Annotated in this window: 14 protein-coding genes; 1 reads left to right on the forward strand and 13 read right to left on the reverse strand. The window is 39.9% G+C overall.

What is annotated here, in order from left to right; translation table 11 throughout:
* Positions 1–11 precede the first annotated feature (11 nt).
* From O0550_RS10280 to O0550_RS10325, 10 genes are all read right to left on the reverse strand, one after another.
* Positions 12–1,103, reverse strand: coding sequence for a cell adhesion protein (locus O0550_RS10280; protein WP_258426237.1), 1,092 nt, complete (start codon positions 1,101–1,103; stop codon positions 12–14).
* Positions 1,104–4,559, reverse strand: coding sequence for a hypothetical protein (locus O0550_RS10285; protein WP_258426238.1), 3,456 nt, complete (start codon positions 4,557–4,559; stop codon positions 1,104–1,106).
* Between the two features lie 23 nt (positions 4,560–4,582).
* On the reverse strand, positions 4,583–6,409 hold the full coding sequence (locus O0550_RS10290) for a hypothetical protein (RefSeq protein WP_258426239.1): 1,827 nt from the start codon (positions 6,407–6,409) through the stop codon (positions 4,583–4,585).
* A gap of 57 nt (positions 6,410–6,466) precedes the next feature.
* Positions 6,467–7,936 (reverse strand): hypothetical protein, encoded by a 1,470-nt coding sequence (locus tag O0550_RS10295; RefSeq protein ID WP_003342108.1) that lies wholly within the window; start codon positions 7,934–7,936, stop codon positions 6,467–6,469.
* A gap of 33 nt (positions 7,937–7,969) precedes the next feature.
* Positions 7,970–10,291 (reverse strand): PKD domain-containing protein, encoded by a 2,322-nt coding sequence (locus O0550_RS10300; protein WP_258426240.1) that lies wholly within the window; start codon positions 10,289–10,291, stop codon positions 7,970–7,972.
* Positions 10,292–10,304: 13 nt separating this feature from the next.
* Entirely contained in the window at positions 10,305–10,691 is a 387-nt protein-coding gene (locus O0550_RS10305) for a hypothetical protein (protein WP_003342111.1), read from the reverse strand.
* 507 nt (positions 10,692–11,198) lie between these two features.
* Positions 11,199–12,020, reverse strand: a complete 822-nt coding sequence (locus O0550_RS10310) for an SPL family radical SAM protein (RefSeq protein WP_258426241.1) — start codon at positions 12,018–12,020, stop codon at positions 11,199–11,201.
* A gap of 57 nt (positions 12,021–12,077) precedes the next feature.
* Entirely contained in the window at positions 12,078–12,791 is a 714-nt protein-coding gene (locus O0550_RS10315; protein WP_258426242.1) for a 2OG-Fe(II) oxygenase, read from the reverse strand.
* On the reverse strand, positions 12,784–13,332 hold the full coding sequence (locus O0550_RS10320; protein ID WP_258426243.1) for a methylated-DNA--[protein]-cysteine S-methyltransferase: 549 nt from the start codon (positions 13,330–13,332) through the stop codon (positions 12,784–12,786). The genes O0550_RS10315 and O0550_RS10320 overlap by 8 nt, the downstream gene beginning before the upstream one ends.
* Positions 13,316–13,936, reverse strand: a complete 621-nt coding sequence (locus O0550_RS10325) for a bifunctional transcriptional activator/DNA repair enzyme AdaA (protein WP_258426244.1) — start codon at positions 13,934–13,936, stop codon at positions 13,316–13,318. Before O0550_RS10325 ends, O0550_RS10320 begins: the two co-directional genes overlap by 17 nt.
* Positions 13,937–14,082: 146 nt before the next feature.
* On the opposite strand from O0550_RS10325, the gene O0550_RS10330 reads away from it, so the two are divergent.
* Positions 14,083–15,189: an Ada metal-binding domain-containing protein gene (locus tag O0550_RS10330; protein ID WP_258426245.1), complete on the forward strand. Its 1,107-nt coding sequence runs from the start codon at positions 14,083–14,085 to the stop codon at positions 15,187–15,189.
* Between the two features lie 209 nt (positions 15,190–15,398).
* On the opposite strand, the gene O0550_RS10335 is transcribed toward O0550_RS10330, so the two are convergent.
* The 3 genes from O0550_RS10335 to namA form a co-directional block, all read right to left on the reverse strand.
* On the reverse strand, positions 15,399–16,325 hold the full coding sequence (locus tag O0550_RS10335; RefSeq protein ID WP_003342125.1) for a DMT family transporter: 927 nt from the start codon (positions 16,323–16,325) through the stop codon (positions 15,399–15,401).
* Between the two features lie 45 nt (positions 16,326–16,370).
* Positions 16,371–17,036: a GntR family transcriptional regulator gene (locus O0550_RS10340; protein ID WP_003342127.1), complete on the reverse strand. Its 666-nt coding sequence runs from the start codon at positions 17,034–17,036 to the stop codon at positions 16,371–16,373.
* 259 nt (positions 17,037–17,295) lie between these two features.
* Complete coding sequence (gene namA, locus O0550_RS10345) at positions 17,296–18,312, reverse strand: NADPH dehydrogenase NamA (RefSeq protein ID WP_258426246.1); 1,017 nt, start codon at positions 18,310–18,312, stop codon at positions 17,296–17,298.
* Between the last annotated feature and the right edge of the window lie 20 nt (positions 18,313–18,332).

Genomic DNA, 18,332 nt, shown 5'->3' on the forward strand with positions numbered 1-18,332 from the left:
GAAATCTCCCCCTATTTGTGAGTCACATCTAGTAGAAAGTTCATTGGCTTAATATCAAAATGCTCCGATTTTCTTCCTACCTTCATCCAGAATTTTTTGCTTCTTAAAGGGTCAAGTCTGCCCATATTTAACTTTATTTTAAAGTCTAAAGTAGGGCTACCGTCATCATCATTACATAGATCAACCCATTGATATCCGAACTTATCCTTATATTGTAGAATACCTAAGGTACAGTCATCTGCTGGCACTTCTTCTGATGGATTAAGCAACTCCAGTTGCACCAGTATCTGGTCGTCGTACATTGTTCCTAGATACGTCTCACCCTTGACGTTAAGCTCTGTTCCCTTCCACAATACCCTAAGATCCGATCCATAAAGGAATGAGTCTCCGCCGTAAATATCAAAGTCTTCTAAACTAGACAGTAGATTTCCGTCTGAGTCAAACACCTTTATCGTTCCTCTGTACGGAATGCTTGGCAGACCTATTTCTACACCTGTCCAACCACTTTCTACTTTAGCAGAGGCTATAGAATTTCCATCTGGATCACAAAGATACACTGTATAATCTGCTGGCAGATTTCCTATCGTAATATTGCCGCTCTTACACAGAACCAACCGATTTACATCCATAGGTACATATTTTGCAGCATGTGCATTCTTTAATACAATACCTAGCTTCTCCGCTACCAGAATATCAGAATCAAATAGCTCCCAGCCATTTCCTTTATCCGCATAGAACGTCCATCTGTTTCCTTTTTTTAAAGCCCTCCATTTACTAAATTCTTTAGTGGTGGTGTCTGGACTCTCAAGAAATTCTAATCTGTGGCAACCATCCTGCCACACAAGAATACCTCCCTGGTCACCAGACTCTGTAGGTACATAATCGGCAGTTACCTCTATCAAAAGGGTGTTTTCCTCTTTTGGTATGTCAAATAAAATAGATGTTTCGATCGCAGTATGTGGAATAGTCAAGCGTCCTACGCCTTCATCCAAATAGCAGGAATTACTGGGAGAGATTTCGTAGCGAGAGTGTATGCCCTCGCTACGAAATGTATCATCAAAAATTAAGCCACTAGACTTTTTATAAATGCCCAAATGTCTCACCTACCTTGTCTTCTTCCAGTTCCAGTTGCTCCATGTAGCAAGCTTCCCTAAAATCATCCAAATTTTCCGTTTAGGTGCTACAGGTATGGTTTCATTTGCTGCTGTGGAGCCTAGCTCTGTATTAACTTCTATCGTCCGGCGCTTACGCTCACTCTCTAAGCCCTCTTTTATGTCTACATTGACTGATCGATTCATCCTAGCTGCTTTACCATCATCATTAGGCGTAACCTCTACTCTCTCTCTCACTCGGGTAGCATCATCTTGCCCACTCATTCGAGTTTCTATTGTCTTTTTCACTCCTGTTCCATCTGTGTCATTTTTCATGTCCGTATACAAGATTCGTTTTTTACGAATACTTTCAGAAATTTCTTCTGTAATGGTTGGCTCAATTGAATAGATATAGTCTGAGCTACCAGTCATTTTCATAAGTGTTTCGTCCTCACTATTTGCAGCATCAGCATAATGAATTTCTTTAACAATCGCGTTCTCATCGAGTTGGTTTAAGGCTACCTCATCTTTACATAAAATTGCTCCCCTGTCATTATCACTATAAGCTAAATCCCTCGTCTCAATAACAGTATCATATGTACGGCTATAGGTTGACTCAGTGATTGGGTGTACTTCCGTTTCATCAATACGATTAAGTAATGTGCTTTCGTTGTAACCATCAGTGATTGCTTCGATTTCCTTGCTTGTAGTACCGCTCATTGTAAGCTGTGTAACAGTATCTAGGTTTTGGTGGTGGATCCCACCTTCAATAACATGAAGGATAGATCCGTCATGTCCATATCTTAATACGTATCTGTCCACATTACTGCTCTGCGTATCTATGATGTTGCGGTCCAAACAACTCCATTCTGTCCCTAAAGTAACACCGTTTTCTATTAGACGCATATCTGCACATTCTAATGCCTTTGGTTCGTAAGCTTCAGCACTATGGTCACGAGTGGCAGTATTACATTCTAAAACAATACCAAGTTTATTATTTGCTTCACTAATCGCTCTACTTAGCTCCTCTGCGCTCGTCGCTTCTCCTAATCCATTGTGCTTCCCTATATGAAGTAAGTCGGAGTCTGTTTCATTATTGCTTTGTTGTAAACTTGCCTCTGTACCTGCTTCAGCTTCTCTTATAAAATCTGCTTGAAATACAGAATCACCTCTAACAGACTCTTCGTGATTAGCGTTAACGCTCTTATCACTATTAGCATGCTCGATGTAATCTAAAATGCCCTGCATGTTACTTCCGGTCGTTACTGCTTGTAGCTTGTCTACTACAGCTTGAGTAATGTTTTCCAAGGAGCATGTTCTAACTGCTTTGTCGATAAATCCATTGCTGATGATCTTGTCCATGCCAGCTTCTATAATTTCAGCTGCTCTATCTCCATACATGATCCTCATAATCCTAGCTGTCTCAATAACATCGGGATGTCTTATAATTTGCTCTCGTATGTGTTCAGCTTTTGAAAATCTTCCCTCATCTACTTCGTCCACTTTAATGAAAGGAAACGCCTCAGATAGTTTATTGTCATTTTCAATGCTTTCCATTTGGTTAGCTAACAGATTAACTAATTTTATTTGATACGTTAATCCATTACTGGTGTTGTCACTACTTCCTTCGCTTATTTCCACAGTGACTGCAGTATCTGGCTCTACACGATAAGAAGCAAACTCATTCCGATCTTTCCAAGCTAAATCATTATGTGTACCCAATACTGAAGATGTGCTACGAACTGTTGTTCCATCTATATACTCATATTGCTTTCCTGATTCTGATCTATTTATCTCAGAGTACTCGGTCTTGGTTGATTCAGCCACTAAACCACGACTAATGGTAACTTCCCTATCCATTGAGTGACTTGCTTGTTCTTTACCATTCATTATAAATTCATAACTAGATTCACTGTCTGCTACCGAATGTCCTAACTTTATTGTGTCCTCTATTTTCAGTGATTCAGCTCGTGCTGCTTGGTGATAGATAATTTCATTTGGGTGGTCTCTGAATGCATTACAGTCTTTATCTACTATTCCATCGAGCAGATGATCCTTAACTTCATTTGCGCTACCTAATGTAAAAGCATTATATATATTATTGCCACTAGAGATGGTAACCTGATCCTCTACAGCTTGAAAGGTTCTCTTCGAATGGCTGGCTGACTCTAGTATATTTACTCCAACGCTCTCTTGGTAACACTCACCTTTTTCTTCCTGATGTACGGTTGCATCTACTGCTGTATAATCTTTAACAGCATGTATACCGATTTTATCTGCTTCGACTTCTCTATTGGATTTTAACTTAGATAGTCTCTCTATAAATTTGTGTTCATCCACAGCTTGTCCTGCATCTAGCAAGGAATGCGTAAGCCCAACGTTATCATTTCGTTTTGTATTCACACGCGTACTGTACACTACGTCACTATCTGTTATGAAAGTTGAATTGATAGTAACGAAATCATCTCTACAAAGCTCTTTTATAGTAACTCTAGTCAGATTATGTCCCCTGTCCTCCAAAGAGAGATCTAACAGATATTCCTCAACTTTCTTTCGTGCATCGTTTATTTCCTTAACTTGGGTAGAATTCAATATCCGATCTTCTGCGGTATGTGTAATAATATCTGTATCAGCTGTTTCCAGATTAGTGATTCTGGCCTTATTTTGGACTATACCTTCTAGGCTTGTCTCGTTGTTGATGATGTTTGTGATATTAAAATCATGGATCAATCCTTTATTTATTTCATTCGTTCTTGTAGAATTGGATAATTTATCAGTGCTAAACCCTGGAACTCGGCTTATCGGATCGGCTAAGATGCTATTTTTTAGGTAAGTCTCTAATACATTTTTATCACTACCGATCTCTAAGCTAATAGCGTCTGTGTTCATTTGCTTTAGGATAGGGTTACTAAATCTCTCAACTTCTAATTCTGAGCTATTCATAAATGGCTCAGAAAATATGCTACCTGCATCATGAATTCTTGCATTACATATTGAATAGTCTGAGAATGTAATTCGAAATACTTCAAGCTCGGGAGTAGATGGGCCTGCTTGCTCCATGTCTGCAACGTCACTATCTGCTACATCATTTGCTGACCTAGAACGAATATGGGTATCGATATATCCTTCATCAATTACTTTATTGATGCCGCTTAAATGCTTGTGTATGTCAGCTAAGTAAGTTACAATCTCTGCAGTAACAGTCTCCATTTCGGTAACTTCATAATCCGTAGCATACTCGGCTAGTGTGGACATTCTTCCTAAAAGACCGGTAGCTAAATAGGGTACTTTGTCAGCAGACTTCATTGTATCTTCTTTGAGAGCACGATAAGTGCTATTGACAGGGGCAGTTAAGTGGTATTTGTTATTTTTATCAAAGATCTGGTTTATACCAAACGCCAGTTTATAGCCCTTTTTAGAAAAAAGGGCGGTGAAACTGAGCAGGTAAGATTTTTTACCGTTCAGCATTTCACCGCCTACCTCCCTTACTATTAACTATTTTTTACTAAATTTTCTCTTAAAATTCCCAGACCAATTGGAGCATAGGGACTGATATTAGCTAGAGTAAATGGAGAATTAGGAGTATCTGCCATTGTATATCTATATGATTGCTTAAAATCATAAGTAGCAATAACTTCAGCACCTTTAGCAGGGGCTTTACCTTCTTTAAATATGATAGCTTTTGTGTCCATCTCTAGTGTGTAATCTACCCCATACACCATTTCCGTACACGCTACTTTGACTTCTAGCTTATAAGGAATACCTTCGTCTTTTAGTGAAGGCTGTCGAGATAGATGGAATACTTTATTAACCCCATCTCCTTTTCCTAATTCCTCATTTTCAGATGTCTCTGACACTTCTAAACTGTCCATTTGGGAAATATTCTTTGGATGAATAGCATAGCATTCATCTAGCTTTCCTACATAACCATCGTTAGGATGAACAATATACATTGGGCTGATATGGTATTTCCCATCGTATACGGAAGGATTGAATCTTGACTCTCCAGCGTCTACCATCTTGTCATGCGTAATGAATGCTAAGTAATGCTTTTGATAGTAAGTGCCGCCAATGGATTGTTGAAGCTGTACGCTACTGTTACCGTTAGATGTACCACTGCCGTAGTCAACAAATACCGCTCCTAACTTCATATCCTTTTTCCAGGTAATCTCATCCTCTTTACGACAACCAGAAATGATAACATTGTTCTTTCTTGGCGATTTTCCTACAGTAGTGAGCTTCCCAATATAAAGTGGGGCAAAGTAAGTATCTTTTGCATTAGCTGAAGGATCCGGTCTGAAAAACATCACAATTCTGTCTTTCGTAATGTTACCCCAATAATACATTGTGGAATCACGCTGCCAACCTCGATCAAAGTTCTGTAATGGCGTAAAGGACATGGCTGTCGGTAAGGATGGATAAATATAGTAGATAGCAGAATAAGCAGCATCTAATAGCTCTGTGGCCTTATCTGGATCGAATTTTTTTACTTTAATATCCCCATAATTAAGGATTCCTGTACCTGTATGATTAAGGATTTTAATGTAGCTTGTGTGTAATTCAGCACCTACATCGGGAGCCTTAGAGGTTGGTTTAAATGTAATTTTGTGCCCCGCGTAATCAACTGAATATAAGTCTGGTTCTACTTCAACGCCATTTACGTACAGCTTAACACTACCTTCTTTGATATCAGAAGTAGTAGGGATAAGGAATTGCTTGTTAGTACCGTCACCGTCCGGTAGGATTGATTCAGGGTCTCCAATGACGACTGTTCCATTCACACCTTGTACAATTTTCTCACCTCGTACATCATCGAAAGTAAAGAAATATAGGCGCTTTACTGGCAATGGTGCTGTTGGATCTGGTGAATACGAAATCGTAATTACATCTGTAGCTTCTGGCTTATCTTTTAAAGTAAGTACTCCAGTAAACAGTTCGATAGAGAAATCTTTAACATCTAATGGAAGACCGTTCTTGTACACAATTGCTGTGTCCTTTGCTACAGGATATACTTTAATTTGATAAGACTTTTCAGTACCCTCTTTTAAAGTTAGCTGACCTAGAATAGAGTTCTGTGAAATAAAATCCTGCTCACCCAGAGACATTTTTTTCGTTTCTCCATATCCATACACCATACCAAAGTTTCTAATCTGATTGTCACTGCCTTTTGATCTAAATAAGCGAACATCTGCAAACTGCCTAACAGAAGGACTTACCGCTCTATACTTAGCGAACGTATCCCATCCATGTTCATTAAACATCTTTTCTAAGTCCTGCGGCAATAATTGAATCGTAGAATCTCCCTCAATCCATGACACATGAATCACCCCTTGATTGTAAGTTACCTCCACGAATAGGTGGAGACTTTATTTTTTCTATTTCTTGCTTTTTTTAGCTGTACTTTCTTTGTTTATTTCGGTACCATTTTTATCAACTGAACTGTGATATAGGCCAATTCCTGCTGGTCTGTATTGAGTTCCTGGCTTTTTAGTGAATGGTGAAACCCCTTCTACTAAGAAATAACGGAAAACGTCAAATTCGTCTGGACAGTTGGTCTTTTTAACCCGAAGCTTGTTTGCATGAAACGAAAGCGCAGATAATGCGATTGTGTCTTTTAATGAACCTCTTACTCCCTCCTCTGGGTGAATCACGTATACCTTAGAGGTATGTACCTTTTGACTGTAACGAGAAGGATTGAAAGAGTATTTATATAATGGATTCTCTGCGTTGTTCCAAGCACGAGGGTAATCTCTTTTACCATCTTCGGAAGTACGTGCAGGAGGAATCTCGTTTGCTGGAGCGTTCCAGGATAGATAGTGTGATTGATACCTCGCGCCTAATTTAGATCGACTAATCATAATGTTATCAAGTCCGTTAGCAGGAAATTTAGGATATGATTTCATCAATGGCATAATATTTGGCATCCTAGTAGTTGTGTCATCATAATCGTATTCAGCAATGGATGTAAGTTGTGTTTCTAGACCTCCATTGTTTTTTGGAATAGGGACACTACCTGCAAACAATACATAAGGCTCGTCTCCTTCTTCTAATGCATCTAGCTTTCCGAAGTGAAATGGAATAGAAGGTACTAGGTTACCTTCTGGAGCAGGCACATTATCGCACTGAAGAATAAAGAAGAAAGAGTCCTCTGACAAATTGCCTTTAATCGAAATCTCTGAATCGTGCCACCAGTTCGTATATTGTACTGCTGTTCCATAATCTTCGGAGAAGTATTGTTCTAATAGGTTTGTACGTAGCCCAGTCTGGATGATAGGTGATTGCATCCGTGCACCCTCAGCTTTTGTTACCTCAAATCTTACGCCTTCTTGTTCGCCTGTCCATCTAGATGATTCAACTTCAATATCAAGTGCTGCACGTAATTGATCCTCAGCCTTTCCTTGCCATCCAAGTACAATGTCATCACCATTTGGCTTTAGTTCCTTTAGCTGCTCCAACATATAGACGTACATAGTGTGTGGTGCTCTATACTTACGGAACTCGTTGGTAGCCCAAACTCCAATCTCATCTAAGTTGTCGGTTTTAGGAAGCTTGTTAATTTCTATTAAAGAACCAATCGTCTGTTCCCAGGTCCCTACAATAGCTAAACCAAACATCTTCTTAGCTTTATTCGCATAGATAAAATGCTCCGCTACCGTAAATCGCGCCAAAGATGATGGTGTGGGGGCAGTTTTGGGATTTGTTAGCCGTGCATCCCATACTACTTTCTTAAAGTTAGCCGCAATTGTCCATCCTTGTGTAGCCAACAAGTCAGCTAGCCTTGCTTGGAAGTCTGACTCCGTTACTTTGGGAATAAATGAAGCTGGCGTAGTGTCAATAAAAGCCATTTAGATACACTCCTTTTATTATTTCTTATGGAATTAAGCTGACGCTTTAACTTCTATTGTCGCTGTGGCAGAGCCCTTTTGACCCTGAGCATTCGTAATTGTAAAAACTACAGTGTAAGTTCCTTCCTGACTAAATGAGACATGTAGATCATTTTCATTAAACGTGATTATCGAAGCTGAGTCAGGTTTGATCCATTTGTAATGCATGATTGGTGAATGTGTACTATATGCTACTGTAAGATTAACTACCTCCCCGATCGTAGTTACAACACGAATTGGTGTAATAGTTACTTCGAGAGGTGTTGGTTCTAACTCTGTTGGAGGTAATGTATATCCCTCCTTTAATATCCCGAGTCCCGCGGGAACATAAGCAGTACTTGGTCTCTTCGTTAACGGAGATATCCCCTCAATCAAATAATAAGAATAAATCTTATATTTATTAATTCCACCTTCGCAACGTTTATCCACTTCTCTTAATTCATCCCCATTCATTATAGTTAGGGGAGACACCAAAATAACATTTCGCAGCGTTCCATATTTTCCGTCCTCAGGGTGTACGATTGTTGCTTTCGATGTATGAGCCTTGTCACTATATCTAGAAGGATTAAATTGATAATTGTATGCTGGGTTCTCAGCATTTTGCCATGCCCTGGGGTGACTTCCCCCATCTATACCAATCCTATTTGGAGGCATCATATTAGGAGTAACATTCCATAAAAGGTAATGCGCTTGGTATCTGGCCCCGAACTTGGTTCTTTTCACCATGATGGAGTCAATTCCATTGCTTGGATAGTGTGGATATTCCTTCAACATCGGAAGTATTATCTCTTGCTCATTACTATCTTTGAAATCGTTGTAATCAAACGTAGCCGATTCCTTTAACGCTGTCTCTAGAATGCTTTTAGAATAAGAGGCTGTACCTGCAAATAAAGCAGCTGGGCTTCTCTCTTCATTACTGGTTTGTATTTCAAATTCCAACCAGACTCTAGCAGCTATTGGATTATACCTACTTACGTCTTCAGTTGTTGTTAATGTGAAATTTACTGTGCTTTTTCCCTGTAATCCAGTAAGACTAAATTCCCCAACAAAATAAGCACTGTTTTTATATACTTTTGAAGGATTCTCGTGAGTAGGTGTCTTTATTTGTGTAACTAACCTACCATCAACCTCAAACCTGATACTCTTACTTAAATTAGGGCCATCGAGGTCTCCTACTGCCCATACCTTGACAGTTGATTCCCTGTCCGTCATTGGTTTCGTAGATACAATTGTTTGCCTTTTTTGCATTGTTCTATAGAAATCATAAGTAAACGATCTATGGACAGTTTCAATATCTTCGCCTATCTTATCAAAATCCCCCATATAAATTGGGATAGATGGTACTGCGTTTCTATCCCAGATAGGAGCCGTGTCAGCTAATAGAATTAACATCGCTGATTTAGAGTCAACAAATCCATGAGCTCGGATTTTACTATCTTCCCACCAATTGGTCAGCTTCGTACGAAATTCAGCAATGCTAGTAGTTTCTTCGAGTTGGGGCAATCTGGTTCTAGCTACAGTAATAGGTGACTGAAAGTTTAGTGGCTGCTTTTTACTAACAACATGCTCAAGTACCTTCCCATCATCTTTTTTGGCCCACATACTTTGTTGTACCTCTATATCCAAGGCCATTCTTTTTTGTTCCTTGGATTTGTCCCATCCGACTAGAAAATTACCAGTAGCTACATACCTTTCTAGTTGATAGAAATATAGGGTATGCTTTTCGTAGAAGTCTTCTGCTATCTTCTCTACCCATTGAAACATCCCCTCATCCTGAGGTTCCAGATTAGAGTCCCATTTCGTTGCGTTCTTAGAAGGGATAGCAAAAGGAACTTTCTCTCTTATTTTCGCAATGGATTCTTTAATTGGAGTATACAGAGCCATCCCGAATTCATTGCCTGACGCATTCCTAACAATGATATGTTTTGCAACATGGAACTCTATTTCATCTGTGGATTTTATTGTGCTGTAATAAATCTCGACATTACCCTCAAGATCAGGATTGAATGTGATACGTAGCCCACCATTCCCCTTTACTTCCACTGTATAATCATCAGTTGATATACGGTACTCGTTTAAATAAATATGTACGTCAGAGCTGTATGCCATTTCAGGCAAATCTACGTATTTCTGTGATTGCGATAGCGTTAATTTCTTAATTACTGGTTTCGTTAAGGAAGTCGGATAGACAATCTTAGTAAATTCATCCACCTTCGTCCATCCGTTAGCTGTCAATATTCCTGCTAAATCGGTTAGTAAAAACCTTTCATTTATTAGCATCTCTACCCACGGCTGAGCAGTAGATTCCTTTGCCACATTTCCACCCCATTTACTTAAGCATTTGGTAATTCACCCAAACGTATTTATTAGTTCCCCCTTCATTGAAATACTCAAATTGAATTAACGTATTCTTAGGAATTGGTATAATGGCTGTTAAATACATGCCCTCGGGTAAATCTTTTGTATAAATATTTTGGCATATCGTATGATTCCCTACGTGTAGGTTCCAATGGTCTTTGGGTTCGTAGAAGGAAGTTCCAACAGATACTGCTAATAATTCGGCATCCTCTGCAACTGTATATTGCTTAACTGTCTTACCTATACCCATAGACTCCACCATTATGCCCTCAATGAATGGGGTTGTCTTCGTGGGCATAAATGGTGGGTCTAGTCTGCCCCCTACAATGTAACTTGCGAAATTAGATGATCCAGACAAGTTGATGCCCCCTTTCAAATATGTAAATTGAATTTTTGAGTATTACCTTTTTCTAGCCTGCCCCTACTTTCCCTATATTTCCCAACAAATACCTTCGAGCCTCTTTACTAAAGTATATCCCGTCTTTTTCTGTTTTCGAGGTAACATAATATTTGATAAAAATTTCTGGTTGAAGTAAATCAAGCATGAAGAATTTAGTTCATCCTACTTACCTCACACATATTCAGTATAAGAAAAAAAAGGATATGATTATCCATTGAACGTAATCGTTTCCTGCTCTTAATTAATGTAATAGTTCAGCATTTGATCAGAAAATTATAAAAATGTTTAGATTCGATGATGTACTAACCGTTGGCAAGAACTGCACTGGTCGAGTCAAGTACTTACATTGATACATTCGACAAGTCTATAAACGGATTAGGATTACTAGTCGCAAAGAAAATCATTTTTACACAAAAAAATAGCCTCCCCAACAGGACGCTACATGCTACTAATCGTTTGGATTTTTCAGTAAGGAGCAAATCCCTTCTGACTCACAAATACCTGATCAGTGGGAAAAACACGTGTAAATCGCTCATACACCAATTGATAGGCAGAGGGATGATACCATTCGACTGCATTTAGCTTATGATAGAACGAGTCGATCCCCAGATTCCTAGTTCGTCTTCCTCCACTACCGTCCCCCATAAAATAATCATCAATACAGATGCGATCAACTAGCGTTCGTAGCTTATCAGGGAATTCTTCACTGCTGGGCAATAGTGGAGCGATGGTTGCCTGGGTGGGTACACCTGCATCTGCTAAACGCTGAAGTGCCTCTAATCTGGCAGGAATAGGCGGTGCATGAGGTGTAAAATGCTTACGGATATCCTCTCGATCCGTCTCTATGGTCATGCTTACTCGAACCTTCTTCTCCAAGCGTAATAATAAATCAATGTCTCGACTAACAAGAGGACTACGGGTCTGGATAAATAAAAAATTAGGAGGGTTCTCCAGCATGACCTCCAAAAGAGATCTTGTCACCTTTTCCTTATGTTCAATTGGTTGGTACGGATCTGTGCTTGATGACATGAATATTGTTACCTTCCCTTTGCTTTTTTCCCTTCTGAGCTCCTTACGTAATACATTTGCCGCGTCCCGTTTGATGTCCACCCAGGTTCCCCACTCCTCCCTACGAAAAAACGATACAGGCATTTGTCGTACATAGCAATAGGAACATCCAAAGGAACAACCCGTATAAGGATTCAACGAATGAGTGTAATCGGAAAGAAAGCCTGTCCCTTTATTTAGCAATGTTTTGGGATATTTATAAAAAAACTCACTCTTCATCTCAGTCGCCCCTTTGTTGCATATTCGTTTGTTTTAGGTATATTTGTCAGGCGTAGATCACTTTGCATCATGAAAAATAATACCAAGCGTATATCTTGTACCAGAAGTAATCGTGCTGACACCATGCCTTATCTTGGTCCTATAATACCCGCGTGAACCTAGTACAGGCCGATTGTTAGTAGGAAAGATGAGTCCTGATCCTTGTTCTAGGGTTATCACATGCCCTCGGCTTTGCGCCCTTGGCCGTTGTTCCAGCAACAAAAACTCACCGCCTGTATAATCTATCTCTTTTTGAGAGAGGGCGAATACTACTTGAAATGGAAAGTAGACATCTCCATACAAATCCTGATGCAGACAATTATAACCTCCAGCTTCGTATTTAAGGAGTAAGGGTGTTGATCTTGTCTGTCCCTGCTGATGGCATTCCGTGAGAAATTCTGAGAGCAAAGGTGGGTAACATGCCTCATCATCAAGCTGCTTCAGCCATCGGTTAGCCGTTTTAGCCAATTCAGGATAGAAGCCTTCACGAAGCTGTTGCAACATAGTAGGAAGGGGAGCTTGATAATATTTATACTCCCCGATGCCGAATCGAAATCTAGCCATATTAATTGTATTCCGAAAATACTCTTCTTTTTCATACGTGTTTATTATTTCGTTACATTCCTTCTTCGTTAAGAATGCTGGAATTGTAGCATAGCCCTGCTCATCCATCGTCTGTTGCACTGTATTCCAATCTATGGCGGCACTCCGTTCTGTGAGGCAATCAGGCATATAGCTTACTCCCCTCTACCAAACTATTTTCATTTTCGAAGCGCAGAAGCTTGGTTTTCATTTCCAATCCACCCCGATAGCCCGTTAGTGAGCCATTTTTCCCAATCACCCGATGGCAGGGAACCGTAATTAAAACGGGATTAGCACCAATTGCTGTTCCAACAGCACGTACCGCATTTGGTTTTTGTATTTGAAGCGCAATATCGGAGTAGGAACGGGTTTGCCCATATGGTATTTCACAAAGAGCATTCCACACCGCGAGCTGAAATGGAGTACCATATAAATCAAAGTCGATAGAGAAGTCTTTACGTGTGCCTTGAAAATACGCAACCAATTCCGCCGCATAGCCTTCTAATTTTTCATGATCCTGCACCAATTCACCTTTCGGAAATCGATTCCTTACCCAATTTTCCAATTCCTCAAAAGGATGATTTTGCGAACCTACATAACAAAGTCCCGCCGCTGTAGCAGCAATATATAGGTTCCAATCCGAATGGACCAGCCTTGAATAATAAATGATCTGTTTACTTTTTGCTGTCACTTTGCAACACCTCCATGGCTTGTGTATTCTTATTTAATTGACGAAATTTTTTAGGCGTCTGTCCTGTTATCTTCTTAAACAAAGTGATGAAGTACGGTGTGTTGGGCATCCCTACAGTCATTGCGATGTCGGTAATCGTCATATCAGATTGAATGAGATAATCCATGGCTTTCTTTATTCTCGTCTGTTGAATATATTCAATTGGGGTCATTCCTTTAATGCGTTTAAATGTTCGATGCATATGATAAGGACTTCCATGACATATATCTGCTAAAAGCTCTAGCGTTAATTCTTCACTGTAATTTTTTTTGATATAATCCGTAATCTGTGCCACCCATTCAACATCAGGCAAACGTTGTCCTGTTGGCTTGCATCGCTTACAAGGTCGGAAATTTTCTGACAGCGCCTCTTCTGCGCTACAAAATATTCTAACATTTTCCTTTTTAGGCTCTCTAGACCTGCAAGAAGGTCTGCAAAAGATACCTGTAGTTTTCACCGCATAAAAAAATGTATCATTGTACGATGAATCGTTAGTAATGATTGCTTGCCACTTTTCATCGGTTAGATAATTATTCTTCTCTCCTTGCCTTTGGATATCTCTCATCTGGTTCACCTCCATCCACAGTATACCCTCCAGAACGAACCTATGTACGATTTTATGATTGGAATAGCAAGATAGTGAAATTTTATAGAGGCCTTTTATGTTACAACTAGTAATGTGCTTGTATTGCATGGAATGGAGGATTTTTTATGGAAAAAACAACAAGGTATCCGAAGTGGGATGCTCCTTATTTCACTGGTAAAAAAATAGAGAAGATATATTGTTTCCCATGGTGTACGGAAAAGTTTCATCCTGAAAACACGATTCGATTTCAGTCGCGGGCGAATGCTGAACAGGCAGGATACCGGCCTTGTAGAAAATGCTGTTCCACTCTTCCTATAGGCGCTTGGACGGATAAACAGAGTGAGCTAACACTGGTCGTGCCAAAGGAATTCAGCTTTAACGAAAATATGAAATATTTGTCCAAAGAGCCTAATGAATGCTTATTTTATTGTAAAAACCAACGAATTTACAGAGCTATTCCTATTGAAGCCGAAACACCTGTAGTAGAAATACGTTCGGATCAGGATAACATGCTACACATTCGTTTTCTAGGAACTACAATGCCATCCTGCAAATGGATACGAGCCGAGGTCGCCCGTTATGTAAGAGATTGGTTTGATTTGGATACAGACTTGCGCCCTTTTTACGATTTGGCTAAATCAGATGCATTGCTACAAAGAGCAGTTACTACTTTTAGTGGTCTCCGAAACATTGGAATTCCTGATCTGTTCGAAGCAATCTGCTGGGGAATTATCGGACAGCAAATCAATTTGCCCTTCGCTTATACGCTGAAAAGACGACTGGTGGAGGCCTTTGGCCGAAGCATTGAATGTGATGATGAAACGTATTGGATATTCCCCTCCCCGCATGATATTGCCGCTCTGACAATAGAAGACTTAAAGAGATTACAAATGACAGGGAAAAAATGTGAGTATTTAATTGGTGTAGCTCAGCTTATGGTGGAAGGTAAAATAACCAAAGAGCAATTAGGGAACTGCGGAGATTATAAAAAAGCGGAAAACATGCTTGTCAAAATCCGTGGCATTGGACCATGGACTGCTAATTACGTTTTAATGCGTTGCCTGAGGATGCCCTCCGCTTTTCCAATAGATGATGTAGGTTTACACAATGCGATTAAATATCTTCAGGGCACCCCACAAAAGCCCACGAAAGCAGAAATGGTAAAGCTTTCTGCGACATGGACAAATTGGGAAGCCTATGCCACCTTTTATTTGTGGAGATTTCTCTATTAGCCTAGCTGTATAGCCGTATCAGATGAACTGTTCATCAGTGTTATAGCTTAGTGGAGTCAAAAATGGAGGTATTCAGGAAGTTGCCCCTACAGAGAACAGCTTTTCTTTTTTATTCACAAAAACACGAAGCCAGTATTCCCTATCGGGATACCGGCCTTTTCCTTGTATTGCTCTATTTATTTATTTTTCGTTTCGATAAGTTGGAGTAGCTAATTGGTCTTAGCTGTCTCCTTATGCCCACCCAAGGATAGGATGGCAATGGTAATAAGAATACACAGGGTACCCAACCAATCCGTTAAACCAAAGGGTATCTGTAGCCAAATCACTGATAGAACGGCGGCAGAAACAGGCTCGACACAAGCTAATAAACTAGTTTCGGGGGCACTAAGGTACTTAAGACTTTCCAAATAACAGTAAAAGGCAATCAGTGTTCCAAATAGTACAATAAACATTACGGCTAAAGTGGAAGACATCGACCATTGTCCCTCCAGCCTCCAGGGGGGATGAACAAAACTAAAGCCGATACCTCCGATTAGCATCGCCCAGCCTACAACGATAGCTGCTCCCCATTTAGCAAGAAGCTTGTGTGGATGTAATGTATAGAAAGCCAATGCTACCGCCGAGGCTAGCCCCCAGAATAATGCTAAGCCAGAAATAGAGAGGCTATTGAGGCTTCCATGTGTAACCAGTAAGAACGTTCCTAACAGAGCTAGAACGACAGCTAGTAATTCTTTTAACATGGGTAGCCTTTTTAGACGAATCGCTACATAGCATGTAATTAGCACAGGGGCCAAATATTGAAGAATAGTAGCTGTCGCTGCATTTCCATGCTTAATAGCTGCAAAATAAGTATATTGAACAGCTAACATTCCTAAAATACCAAACAAGATAAGACTGAGTCGCTCTTTGGTGCTTTTCCATATGCCCCAGATATTTTGTTTCTCTTTTCTATAGGCAACTGCTAATAGAATAATACCCGACAGTAAAAGACGTATAACGACTAACCACTCAGGGCTGAAGCCTTGTTGCTGAAACAAATATTGAGCAACAGTCCCAGATATTCCCCACAGCATAGCCCCTGTTAGTACGAGGGTAACTCCGAATTTTCTCGACATTACAATCTGTTCCGTTTTCATATGGTCTCCTCACTGATCTGTTCATCATCAAGATTGTTTATATCATTACATCAGCTGATATACTTCTTTCATAGGACGCAGCCAATTTTGTTCCATAATCTCTGCAGCTAGTTTTCCATTTTTCTGGACAAAGGCTTGCACGATTCTCTCATGTTCATCAATAGATTCTTCCTTAGGAATGTGCTGTTGCTTAAAAAAGATATATTCTAAGCGTTGAATATGTAGCTGAAGAACAGATGTAAAATTTATGATATAGGGATTGTCCACAATTTCTAAAATAAATGTATGAAATTGACTATCCATTTCTACAATTTTTGGTACATCTTTATCGTAGATTGCCTGTTTATAGCTGGCATTGATCTCGTTTAATGTAGCAATTTGCTCTTCTGTAATTGCAGTCGCAGCTAATTGGGCCGCTAATGCTTGAAGTGAAGCAAGCGGTACATACATTGTCTGTACATCTTCCTTTGAAACAGTAGTAACTCTTGTATCCCGTCCTCGATATGTTTCAATAAAGCCTTGGACCTCAAGTAGCTGAAAGGCTTCCCTCACAGGAGTCCTGCTCACACCGATCGCCTCTGCAATTTCAGCATCATATAGCTTCTCCCCTGGCTCTAAGGTTCCATCGATAATCCAGCTTTGTAGCTGACGAAAAGCTTTTTCTTTCGCAGTTAATCGAATAGAAGAAGTGTAATTCTTAGGAATTGGCATAGTAACCCCTCTTTATGAAATCATTTTGGTTTTATTTAAATTATCAGAAATATATTTCATATATATACTATAATTTATAACATTTTATCTATAAGGTCAAACGAATTGCTGGTTTTCTATACATTTCTAAAGTAGCATAGGCCTTTTAGGAATGATTTTACACAAAAAAGCTAGTATCCTATATGCTAAAAGGATTACTAGCTTCTTATGGTTAATCTATTTACATCTTGTAAGAAATTGATGTGGTCACAATTGTAGCTTACCAGCCCCTTTGATACTGTCTAGGTGCCTCAATCTCTACTTGTAATTCATCTGCCGCACCTCTAGCCCAATATGGATTTCGCAACAGCTCGCGGCCTAAGATGATTATATCTGCACGATTATTTTGTAAAATCTCCTCAGCCTGTAACGGAGAGGTAATTAACCCTACAGCACCAGTGGGGATGTTGGCCTCTTCTTTGATCTGTTCTGATAATTTTACTTGATAGCCTGGATACACATTAATAGCTGCCCGTACAAGTGCACCAGAGCTAACGTCAATGAGATCCACGCCCTGCTCTTTCATCCAAGCTGCGAATTGTACGTGATCCTCGATGGTTAAGCCTCCTTCTGTATAATCGGTAGCGGAGACACGTACCATCAATGGCCCTTCCCAAACACTTTTCACCTCTGCTATTACTTCGGATAACATGCGGTATCTATTTTCCTGAGAGCCCCCGTATTCGTCTGTTCGTTGATTAGAGAGCGGGGATAAAAATTCATGTAATAAATACCCGTGAGCCGCATGAATTTCAAGAACATCAAAGCCCGCTTGTTTAGCTCTCACCGCACCTTGCTTAAATGCTTCTATTGTCTGTTTGATTTTTTCAACTGACATTTCTTCTGGAACACGGCTGCTCTCATCAAATGCAATCGCAGATGGTCCATAGATGGAACCAGGAACCTCTGCTTTACGCCCAGCATGGGCTAATTGAATTCCCATTTTAGCTCCGTACTGATGTGCTTGCTCAACAATTTTATGTAATCCGGCTATGTGGCCATCATTCCATATTCCCAGGTCAAATTCCGAAATCCGTCCCTGTTCTTCAACAGCAGTTGCTTCCACGATTATAAGACCTACCTGTCCAACTGCGCGTGTTGTATAGTGCGTAATATGAAAGTCAGTAGCTTTTCCGTCCTTTTCAGTTACAGAATACATGCACATAGGGGCCATGACAATCCGATTTTTCAATGTAACCTCTTTTAATTGATAGGGTTGAAATAATTTAACAGTCATCTTACTTCCTCCTCGATTTT

Source organism: Brevibacillus halotolerans (assembly GCF_026891775.1).
GTDB lineage: Bacteria > Bacillota > Bacilli > Brevibacillales > Brevibacillaceae > Brevibacillus_B > Brevibacillus_B halotolerans.

Bases quoted from the DNA above. Each gene is read 5' to 3' on its own strand.
- namA (WP_258426246.1), bottom strand. From the start codon at position 18,312: ATGACTGTTAAATTATTTCAACCCTATCAATTAAAAGAGGTTACATTG.
- O0550_RS10325 (WP_258426244.1), bottom strand. From the start codon at position 13,936: ATGAGAGATATCCAAAGGCAAGGAGAGAAGAATAATTATCTAACCGAT.
- O0550_RS10335 (WP_003342125.1), bottom strand. From the start codon at position 16,325: ATGAAAACGGAACAGATTGTAATGTCGAGAAAATTCGGAGTTACCCTC.
- O0550_RS10315 (WP_258426242.1), bottom strand. From the start codon at position 12,791: ATGCCTGATTGCCTCACAGAACGGAGTGCCGCCATAGATTGGAATACA.
- O0550_RS10330 (WP_258426245.1), top strand. From the start codon at position 14,083: ATGGAAAAAACAACAAGGTATCCGAAGTGGGATGCTCCTTATTTCACT.
- O0550_RS10285 (WP_258426238.1), bottom strand. From the start codon at position 4,559: ATGCTGAACGGTAAAAAATCTTACCTGCTCAGTTTCACCGCCCTTTTT.
- O0550_RS10295 (WP_003342108.1), bottom strand. From the start codon at position 7,936: ATGGCTTTTATTGACACTACGCCAGCTTCATTTATTCCCAAAGTAACG.
- O0550_RS10310 (WP_258426241.1), bottom strand. From the start codon at position 12,020: ATGAAGAGTGAGTTTTTTTATAAATATCCCAAAACATTGCTAAATAAA.
- O0550_RS10340 (WP_003342127.1), bottom strand. From the start codon at position 17,036: ATGCCAATTCCTAAGAATTACACTTCTTCTATTCGATTAACTGCGAAA.